General features: G+C 55.7%; 8 protein-coding genes. 2 read left to right on the forward strand and 6 right to left on the reverse strand.

Going from position 1 to position 8,660, the window contains the following annotated elements; all coding sequences use genetic code 11:
- Positions 1-106: 106 nt before the first annotated feature.
- The 6 genes from mhpE to FTE26_RS07815 are packed head-to-tail and all read right to left on the reverse strand — an operon-like array spanning position 107 to position 6,377.
- On the reverse strand, positions 107-1,120 hold the full coding sequence (gene mhpE / locus FTE26_RS07790; RefSeq protein ID WP_001013499.1) for a 4-hydroxy-2-oxovalerate aldolase: 1,014 nt from the start codon (positions 1,118-1,120) through the stop codon (positions 107-109).
- Entirely contained in the window at positions 1,117-2,067 is a 951-nt protein-coding gene (gene mhpF, locus FTE26_RS07795) for an acetaldehyde dehydrogenase (protein ID WP_000044314.1), read from the reverse strand. The genes mhpE and mhpF overlap by 4 nt, the downstream gene beginning before the upstream one ends.
- Positions 2,064-2,873, reverse strand: coding sequence for a 2-keto-4-pentenoate hydratase (gene mhpD / locus FTE26_RS07800; RefSeq protein ID WP_000160724.1), 810 nt, complete (start codon positions 2,871-2,873; stop codon positions 2,064-2,066). The genes mhpF and mhpD overlap by 4 nt, the downstream gene beginning before the upstream one ends.
- A gap of 9 nt (positions 2,874-2,882) precedes the next feature.
- Complete coding sequence (gene mhpC / locus FTE26_RS07805) at positions 2,883-3,749, reverse strand: 2-hydroxy-6-oxonona-2,4-dienedioate hydrolase (RefSeq protein ID WP_000121898.1); 867 nt, start codon at positions 3,747-3,749, stop codon at positions 2,883-2,885.
- A gap of 17 nt (positions 3,750-3,766) precedes the next feature.
- Positions 3,767-4,711, reverse strand: a complete 945-nt coding sequence (gene mhpB / locus FTE26_RS07810) for a 2,3-dihydroxyphenylpropionate/2,3-dihydroxicinnamic acid 1,2-dioxygenase (protein ID WP_000543459.1) — start codon at positions 4,709-4,711, stop codon at positions 3,767-3,769.
- 1 nt (position 4,712) lies between these two features.
- The gene (locus FTE26_RS07815; RefSeq protein ID WP_001007402.1) at positions 4,713-6,377 is read right to left on the reverse strand and encodes a bifunctional 3-(3-hydroxy-phenyl)propionate/3-hydroxycinnamic acid hydroxylase; all 1,665 of its coding nucleotides are present in this window, start codon (positions 6,375-6,377) and stop codon (positions 4,713-4,715) included.
- A gap of 190 nt (positions 6,378-6,567) precedes the next feature.
- On the opposite strand from FTE26_RS07815, the gene FTE26_RS07820 reads away from it, so the two are divergent.
- On the forward strand, positions 6,568-7,401 hold the full coding sequence (locus tag FTE26_RS07820; protein ID WP_001297745.1) for a DNA-binding transcriptional regulator: 834 nt from the start codon (positions 6,568-6,570) through the stop codon (positions 7,399-7,401).
- Positions 7,402-7,477: 76 nt separating this feature from the next.
- Positions 7,478-8,560: a DNA-binding transcriptional repressor LacI gene (lacI, locus tag FTE26_RS07825; RefSeq protein ID WP_000805910.1), complete on the forward strand. Its 1,083-nt coding sequence runs from the start codon at positions 7,478-7,480 to the stop codon at positions 8,558-8,560.
- Positions 8,561-8,660 lie beyond the last annotated feature (100 nt).

The raw sequence follows: 8,660 nt of genomic DNA on the forward strand, positions 1-8,660 counted from the left end.
TTAATGACTGCCTACGGGCGAAATGTAGGCCGGATAAGGCGTTCACGCCGCATCCGGCAGTCGTGCTGGGATGGGCATACAAAATGCACGTTCTCGGCAGTCATCATTATTTGTTGTTGCGCAGATCCAGCGCCACGTCAACGATCATATCCTCCTGGCCGCCAACCATCCGGCGTTTGCCCAGCTCAACGAGAATATCCACCGCACTTAAGCCATAACGCGCCGCCGCCGTTTCACAGTGACGCAGGAAGCTCGAGTAAACACCAGCGTATCCCAGCGCCAGCGTTTCGCGATCGACTCGTACCGGTCGATCCTGCAACGGACGCACCAGGTCGTCGGCGGCATCCATTAACGCATAGAGATCGGTCCCATGCTGCCAGCCCAGTTTATCCGCGGCGGCAATAAACACTTCCAGCGGTGCGTTACCTGCGCCCGCGCCCATTCCCGCGAGGCTGGCGTCGATTCGGTCGCAGCCCTCTTCCACCGCCGCGATAGAGTTCGCCACGCCAAGACTCAGGTTATGGTGAGCGTGCATGCCAGTTTGCGTTTCTGGTTTCAGCTCTGCTTTCAGGGCGCGGAAACGGTCACGGATATCGCTCATGTTCATCGCACCGCCAGAATCCACCACATAAATACAGGTCGCACCGTAGCCTTCCATCAGCTTTGCCTGCTTTGCGAGATTCTCCGGCGTGGTCATATGGCTCATCATCAGAAAACCAACGGTGTCCATTCCGAGCTCGCGGGCATACTGAATATGCTGGGCGGAAACATCAGCTTCGGTACAGTGCGTTGCCACACGAACCACCCGCGCGCCAGCCTGCCAGGCATTTTTCAGATCGTGAATAGTGCCGATTCCTGGCAGCAACAACGTCGCGATTTTGGCGTGCTTCACCACATCCGCCGCTGCTTCAATCCATTCAAGGTCGCTATGTGCGCCGAAACCATAGTTAAAGCTGGAACCCTGCAAACCGTCGCCATGGGCCACTTCAATCGAATCCACGCGGGCATCGTCCAGTGCTTTGGCAATCTGGCGAACGTTTTCCAGCGAATACTGATGACGAATGGCGTGCATACCGTCACGCAACGTGACGTCCGAGATATAAAGTTTTTTACCGTTCATGCCGCTTCTCCTGCCTTGCGCGCCAGTGACTGGGCCATTTTTTCCGCTGTCGCCAGCGCACTGGAAGTCATAATGTCGAGGTTGCCCGCATAGGCAGGCAGATAATGCGCTGCGCCTTCGACTTCCAGCCAGACCGCTGTTTTCAGTCCGGAGAATTGCCCCACGCCCGGTAAATTGACCGGTTTATCCTGCGGGATAACTTCAAACTGCACGCGCTGTTTCAGGCGATAACCCGGTACGTAAGCCTGCACCGCCTCAGCCATTTCATTGATTGAGGCTTCGATATCATCTTGTGAAGCTTCGTCGCTCAATACATACACCGTGTCACGCATCATCAACGGTGGCTCTGCTGGGTTAAGCACAATAATCGCCTTCCCTTTTGCCGCGCCGCCCACCACTTCAATGGCTCGGGAAGTGGTTTCCGTAAATTCATCGATATTGGCACGCGTGCCAGGTCCGGCAGATTTACTGGCGATAGAAGCGATAATTTCGGCGTAATGAACACGCGCCACGCGTGAAACTGCCGCCACCATTGGAATGGTGGCCTGGCCGCCGCAGGTGACCATGTTGACGTTCAGTTGATCGACGTTCGCCTCGAGGTTAACCACCGGCACGCAGTAAGGGCCGATGGCAGCAGGCGTCAGGTCAATTAAGCGAATATCCGGTTTCGCTTCGCGTAAAGCGGCATCGTTTTTCACATGCGCGCCCGCGCTGGTCGCATCAAATACAATGTCGATATCAGCAAATTCAGGCATGTTCATCAGCCCGATCACCCCTTCATGGGTGGTGGCGACGCCCATACGTCTGGCACGCGCCAGACCGTCGGACTGAGGATCAATGCCGACCATCACCGCCATCTCCAGATGCTGACCGTGACGCAAAATTTTAATCATCAGATCGGTGCCAATGTTGCCAGAACCGATAATGGCGACTTTACGCTTACTCATGACAGACTTCCTTTTGGGGCTGCGCTTGAAAATGTCGCAGCAACTGAACCTATGCCTTCAATATGGGCTTCAAAACGATCGCCCGCATTCACTGCCACCATCGGACCTAATGCCCCGGTAAGAATGATATCTCCGGCGCGCAGCGGTTCACCCAGGCTGGCCATTTTGCGTGCCAGCCAGACGGCGGCATTAAGCGGATGTCCCAGGCATTCGCTGCCGCGCCCGCTGGAAACCTCTTCGTTATTACGCGTCATCTTCATGGCGCAGTTTTTCAGGTCTAACCCCGCCGGACGTTGCGCCGGACCGCCGATGACATACACCCCGCAGGAAGCGTTATCTGCCACGGTATCGACAAACTGAATCGACCAGTCGCGAATGCGGCTCCCCACCACTTCCAGCGCCGGAAGTACCCATTCAATGGCGTTATACAGTTCGTCGAAGGTGATATCAGTTGCGGGTAAATCGCGGTTCAACACCAGTGCGATCTCCGCTTCAATGCGGGGTTGCAGAACACGGGAAAAAGGAATGATTTCGTTATCGCCATAACACATGTCGGCAAATAATGTCCCGAAATCCGGTTGATCAACGCCCAGTTGTTGCTGCACTTTCGGATGCGTCAGGCCCACTTTACGCCCTACCACGCGACGCCCCTGCGCAACGTCATATTGCACATTTATGTGCTGAATGGCGTAGGCCGCTTCAGCGTTATCGATACCAATCAGATCGCGCAGCGGCGCAATCGCTTCGCCCTGCTCTGCGGCGCGGCGTAAATCCGCCGCCAGTTGCTCAAGAGTATGCTTCGTCATGACCATTCCTTAAGGGCGTGCGAGGAAATTCAGCACCAATTGATTGAAAGCGTCGGCATGTTCCCACTGCGCCCAGTGACCACAGTCGCGGAAGATATGCAGTTCAGAACCGGCAATGCCGGACAGCAGACGCAGACCCGCATCCATCGGCACAAAGCGGTCGTTGCGCCCCCAGACAATCAGGGTTTGCGCTTTGATTTCCGCCAGACGTGGGCCAAAATCCGGGAACTGTTTCGGATTAGCTTCCAGGCTCTTAACGAAGTTTTCCAGGTGATCGCGGCGCGACAGCATATTATTCAGGCGCGCTTCAAACAGGGCGTCGGTCAAATCGCTGGTATCGAAAACGAAGATATCCATCATCAGCTTCAGGTTTTCGATAGTCGGCTGACGATAAAGCTGATTCAGTCGCTTAATACCTTCGGTTGGCATCGGCGTAAACAAACTCATGCCGCCCGTACCGCCGCCCATCAGCACCAGTTTGCCGACGCGCTCCGGCCAGTTAAGGGTGAACGCCACAGAACTATGGCCGCCCATCGAGTTGCCCAGCAGGTGGATTTTGGCGATATCCAGTTGATCCACCACGCTTTTCAGGATTCGTGCATTAAGATCCGATCGTGAACCACTATTAACGATCGAATCGCTTTTGCCCCAACCCGGACAATCCAGCAGGATCACCCGATAGCCCGCCTCTACCAGCGGATCGATATTGCGGCTGAAGTTCGCCCAGCCAGTAGCACCCGGGCCGGAACCGTGCAGCAGGACAACGGTTTCGTCGCCTTGTCCGCAGTCATTAAAATGGATGCGCAGCGTTTTACCCGCTTCTTCTACATTCAGAAAACGGCTGGTGGCGGCTTCGGTTTGTGGCTGATAACTCATCATCTTCTCCTGCATATTCAGTTCTCTGTTCTGGCGCTTAACGAGCCAAATCCGGCAATCCACTCCGGGATTGGGCGGTAATAACGCCCTTCGCTACGCCAGTTGCCAAATGTAGAAATAGCGGCAAAAGCGGCGACCCAGGTTTTGATTTCATGTGTCGACTTTCCGGCAATGGCGGAAAGCTCTTCGTTACTGACGGCATCCAGTTCCTGTATGCGTCCCTGCTCCAGCAAAGTCATGAACTGGTTATCCCAAATCGGGTTGAGCGGATGCAGAGTTCTCTGATCCTCAACAAACTTCTCAGCGGCGCTAATCACCCGTTGCTGACGCAATTCGCGCTCACTGGCGGGTAAATCTTTCCCGCTCCCCAACAGACGGTCGCGCATATGGGCATCGGCTTTCGCCAGTTCGGGCACCGGCGGCTGATGGGAAAGCCCACCGGAACCCAGGAACAGCACGCGTTTATTGAGAGTGCTGGTGAAACGTCCAATGGCTTCACCCAACATGCGGGTACGCTGGAAACCGGGCAGCGGCGTGGCGACACCGTTGATGAACACAGGCAGAACTGGCACCTTATCCAGCCCACCGAGCAGGAACTCCAGCGGCTGGGCGAACCCGTGGTCCACCTGCATACAGTAAGAAACGGCAAGATCGATCCCGCTCTTCATGACAGCATGCGCACAGGCCTCCGCCAGCTCCACAGGCACGGGCAGCTCTCCTGCCGCACTGCCGAAATCACCAATTGCCGTCGCTCCAACGCCTAAACAGAACGGTGGCATCACGTCATAGAAAAAGCCGTTGTAGTGATCTGGCGCAAACAGCACCACCAGTTCAGGGGAGAATGCCGCAATACGCTCGCGGGCGCTGGCAATCACGCCATTGACCTCATCGAGCACCTCTTGCGCCGGGTCGACATACCCCACCAGCGGCGAGTGGGAAAGACAGTGAAGATAAGCGTGCATATCAGGCTACCTTTTCGACAGAAACGTCGGCATCAGGGCGGGTCAGCGTCATCACCGACGCCAGTTTATTCAGGGTCTTGCCCAGGGTTTGCGGAATGGCGGTGGCGGCAACAAAGCGATCCGGGCGCATCACCACCAGCGAAGCATTGTGTTGCGCGAACCAGCTACGCAGACGACCTTGCGTATCGCCCACGCGTAGCACGCCGTCGTGGTTATCCTGTGCGGTATGAATTTGCACTTCCGGCACCACCTGAATGAAGCGTGTGCCCAACGCGCGCCACTGCTGGATTTGCTCGTCGCTCATCCCCCACAGTGGATTGCATCCCCAGCCAATTACCGCGAAGTTCGCGCCGATCGCGTTATCGAGCAGCGTCACGTCGCCGTTTTCCAGCGTGACTTTCGGCTGAATAAACATCTTGCCGACCGGAGAGTGCTTCGCTTCGCCCTCACGCACCAGCGCACCGCCGTAATATTGCGGCATCGGCTTGAAGCGCATTTCGAGGAAATAGCGTTTTACTGGCGGCAGATAATTCAACAGCCAGGAAACGCCGTCACGTAACGTACCCTGCCAGCGTTTCGGCGGAGCCAGCACGTTGCCCGCCGTCACAGACAGGTCAATCATCGCTTTGGCGTGATCGCGACGTTCTTGTTGATAGGTATCGAGCAGCGCATCGCGGGCTTTCCCCTGGATAACCAACGCCAGTTTCCAGGCGAGGTTAAAGGCGTCGCGCATACCACTGTTATAGCCCTGCCCCTGCCACACCGGCATGATGTGCGCGGCATCGCCCGCCAGCAGTACGCGATCAATACGGAAACGTTGCGCCAGTCGCGCGTTATGGGTGTAGACACGCTGGCGAATCAATTCAACATTGTCCGGATTAGGCAGCACTTTGCTTAACAGCTTGCGCATATTTTGCGGCTCACGCAGCTGCTCTTCGGTTTCTCCCGGCATCACCATAAATTCAAAGCGACGTACCGCATGAGGCAGCGCGGCAGAAACATACGGGCGCACCGGATCGCAACACAAATAGATATGCGGCGTACTTAACGGATCGTTGGCGATATCTACCACAATCCACTGATTTGGCGCAGTTTTACCTTCAAACGGCACATTCAGAGTGCGACGGACAAAACTTGCTCCACCGTCACAGGCTACCAGCCACTGGGCTTTGACCGTTTCCCGCTGCCCTTCTGCCGTTTTCAGGTGCAAGGTCACTTCGTCATTTTGCTGGCTGAAGGCCTCCAGCTCGCGGGAAAACAAGCAGCGCACATTCGGAAAACGCGACAACCCTTCCAGCATCACCGCATCGACCTGAGGCTGAATAAAGGCGTTACGGCGCGGCCAGCCAAATTCATCGGTCATTGGCTGAATATCAGCAAAACAGCGGCCTTTCGGGGTGAGAAAACGCATCGCGTGCCACGGCGTAGTGTGCGGCAGAACATCATCGACCAGGCCGACCGACTGCATGGTGCGCAGCGCCTCGTCATCAATACCAATCGCACGCGGGTAGTCGATCAACTTATCGAGTTTTTCCACCACCAGCACGTCAATGCCCATCTGGCCGAGATAGTTCGCCATCATCAGCCCGACCGGACCGGCACCAGCGATCGCCACCTGAACGCTATGGTTAACAGCAGGCTGGATGTCAGGGTGTTGTATTGCCATTTCAGTACCTCACGACTCGGACAAAATGCCGTTGCGCGCACAGTACGGCGCAACTTATTTTGTTAAAAACATGTAAATGATTTTTTATTGTGCGCTCAGTATAGGAAGGGTGTTTTCGGCTACAATCAAAACATGCCCGAATGTGCACCAGGTGCACAACTTTGTTTTAACTATAGAAATGTCAATTAATATGCAGAACAATGAGCAGACGGAATACAAAACCGTGCGCGGCTTAACCCGCGGTCTAATGTTATTAAATATGTTAAATAAACTTGATGGCGGTGCCAGCGTCGGGCTGCTGGCGGAACTCAGCGGCCTGCATCGCACCACTGTGCGGCGACTGCTGGAGACGCTGCAGGAAGAGGGATATGTCCGCCGTAGCCCCTCCGATGATAGTTTTCGTCTGACCATCAAAGTGCGGCAATTAAGCGAAGGATTTCGTGACGAACAGTGGATTTCTGCACTGGCGGCCCCACTGCTGGGCGATCTGTTGCGCGAAGTGGTATGGCCGACAGATGTGTCCACGCTGGATGTTGATGCAATGGTGGTACGCGAAACCACTCACCGTTTCAGCCGCTTATCCTTTCACCGGGCAATGGTCGGGCGACGTTTGCCGCTTCTGAAAACCGCCTCTGGCCTGACCTGGCTGGCCTTTTGCCCGGAACAAGACCGCAAGGAATTAATCGAAATGTTAGCCTCCCGCCCCGGTGATGACTATCAACTGGCACGGGAACCGTTAAAGCTGGAAGCCATTCTGGCGCGCGCGCGCAAAGAGGGTTACGGACAGAACTACCGCGGCTGGGATCAGGAGGAGAAGATCGCCTCTATCGCCGTACCGCTGCGCAGTGAACAACGGGTGATTGGCTGTCTGAATCTGGTGTATATGGCGAGCGCAATGACCATTGAACAGGCAGCGGAAAAGCATCTTCCGGCGCTACAACGGGTAGCAAAACAGATCGAAGAAGGGGTTGAATCGCAGGCTATTCTGGTGGCCGGACGGCGAAGCGGCGTGCATTTACGTTGACACCATCGAATGGCGCAAAACCTTTCGCGGTATGGCATGATAGCGTCCGGAAGAGAGTCAATTCAGGGTGGTGAATGTGAAACCAGTAACGCTATACGATGTCGCAGAGTATGCCGGTGTCTCTTATCAGACCGTTTCCCGCGTGGTGAACCAGGCCAGCCACGTTTCTGCGAAAACGCGGGAAAAAGTGGAAGCGGCGATGGCGGAGCTGAATTACATTCCCAACCGCGTGGCACAACAACTGGCGGGCAAACAGTCGTTGCTGATTGGCGTTGCCACCTCCAGTCTGGCCCTGCACGCGCCGTCGCAAATTGTCGCGGCGATTAAATCTCGCGCTGATCAACTGGGTGCCAGCGTGGTGGTGTCGATGGTAGAACGAAGCGGCGTCGAAGCCTGTAAAGCGGCGGTGCACAATCTTCTCGCGCAACGCGTCAGTGGGCTGATCATTAACTATCCGCTGGATGACCAGGATGCCACTGCTGTGGAAGCAGCCTGCGCTAATGTTCCGGCGTTATTTCTTGATGTCTCTGACCAGACTCCCATCAACAGTATTATTTTCTCCCATGAAGACGGTACGCGGCTGGGCGTGGAGCATCTGGTCGCATTGGGTCACCAGCAAATCGCGCTGTTAGCGGGCCCATTAAGTTCTGTCTCGGCGCGTCTGCGTCTGGCGGGCTGGCATAAATATCTCACACGCAATCAAATTCAGCCGATAGCGGAACGGGAGGGCGACTGGAGTGCCATGTCCGGTTTTCAACAAACCATGCAAATGCTGAATGAGGGCATCGTTCCCACTGCGATGCTGGTTGCCAACGATCAGATGGCGCTGGGCGCAATGCGCGCCATTACCGAGTCCGGGCTGCGCGTTGGTGCGGATATCTCGGTAGTGGGATACGACGATACCGAAGACAGCTCGTGTTATATCCCGCCGTTAACCACCATCAAACAGGATTTTCGCCTGCTGGGGCAAACCAGCGTGGACCGCTTGCTGCAACTCTCTCAGGGCCAGGCGGTGAAGGGCAATCAGCTGTTGCCCGTCTCACTGGTGAAAAGAAAAACCACCCTGGCGCCCAATACGCAAACCGCCTCTCCCCGCGCGTTGGCCGATTCATTAATGCAGCTGGCACGACAGGTTTCCCGACTGGAAAGCGGGCAGTGAGCGCAACGCAATTAATGTGAGTTAGCTCACTCATTAGGCACCCCAGGCTTTACACTTTATGCTTCCGGCTCGTATGTTGTGTGAAATTGTGAGCGGATAA

It is taken from the genome of Escherichia sp. S10b (assembly GCF_028421345.1).
Lineage (GTDB): Bacteria > Pseudomonadota > Gammaproteobacteria > Enterobacterales > Enterobacteriaceae > ECMA0423.

What these genes read in the sequence shown, in the direction of transcription:
- mhpE (WP_001013499.1), bottom strand. Translation starts at nt 1,120, where the DNA reads ATGAACGGTAAAAAACTTTATATCTCGGACGTCACGTTGCGTGACGGT.
- mhpF (WP_000044314.1), bottom strand. Translation starts at nt 2,067, where the DNA reads ATGAGTAAGCGTAAAGTCGCCATTATCGGTTCTGGCAACATTGGCACC.
- mhpD (WP_000160724.1), bottom strand. Translation starts at nt 2,873, where the DNA reads ATGACGAAGCATACTCTTGAGCAACTGGCGGCGGATTTACGCCGCGCC.
- mhpC (WP_000121898.1), bottom strand. Translation starts at nt 3,749, where the DNA reads ATGAGTTATCAGCCACAAACCGAAGCCGCCACCAGCCGTTTTCTGAAT.
- mhpB (WP_000543459.1), bottom strand. Translation starts at nt 4,711, where the DNA reads ATGCACGCTTATCTTCACTGTCTTTCCCACTCGCCGCTGGTGGGGTAT.
- FTE26_RS07815 (WP_001007402.1), bottom strand. Translation starts at nt 6,377, where the DNA reads ATGGCAATACAACACCCTGACATCCAGCCTGCTGTTAACCATAGCGTT.
- FTE26_RS07820 (WP_001297745.1), top strand. Translation starts at nt 6,568, where the DNA reads ATGCAGAACAATGAGCAGACGGAATACAAAACCGTGCGCGGCTTAACC.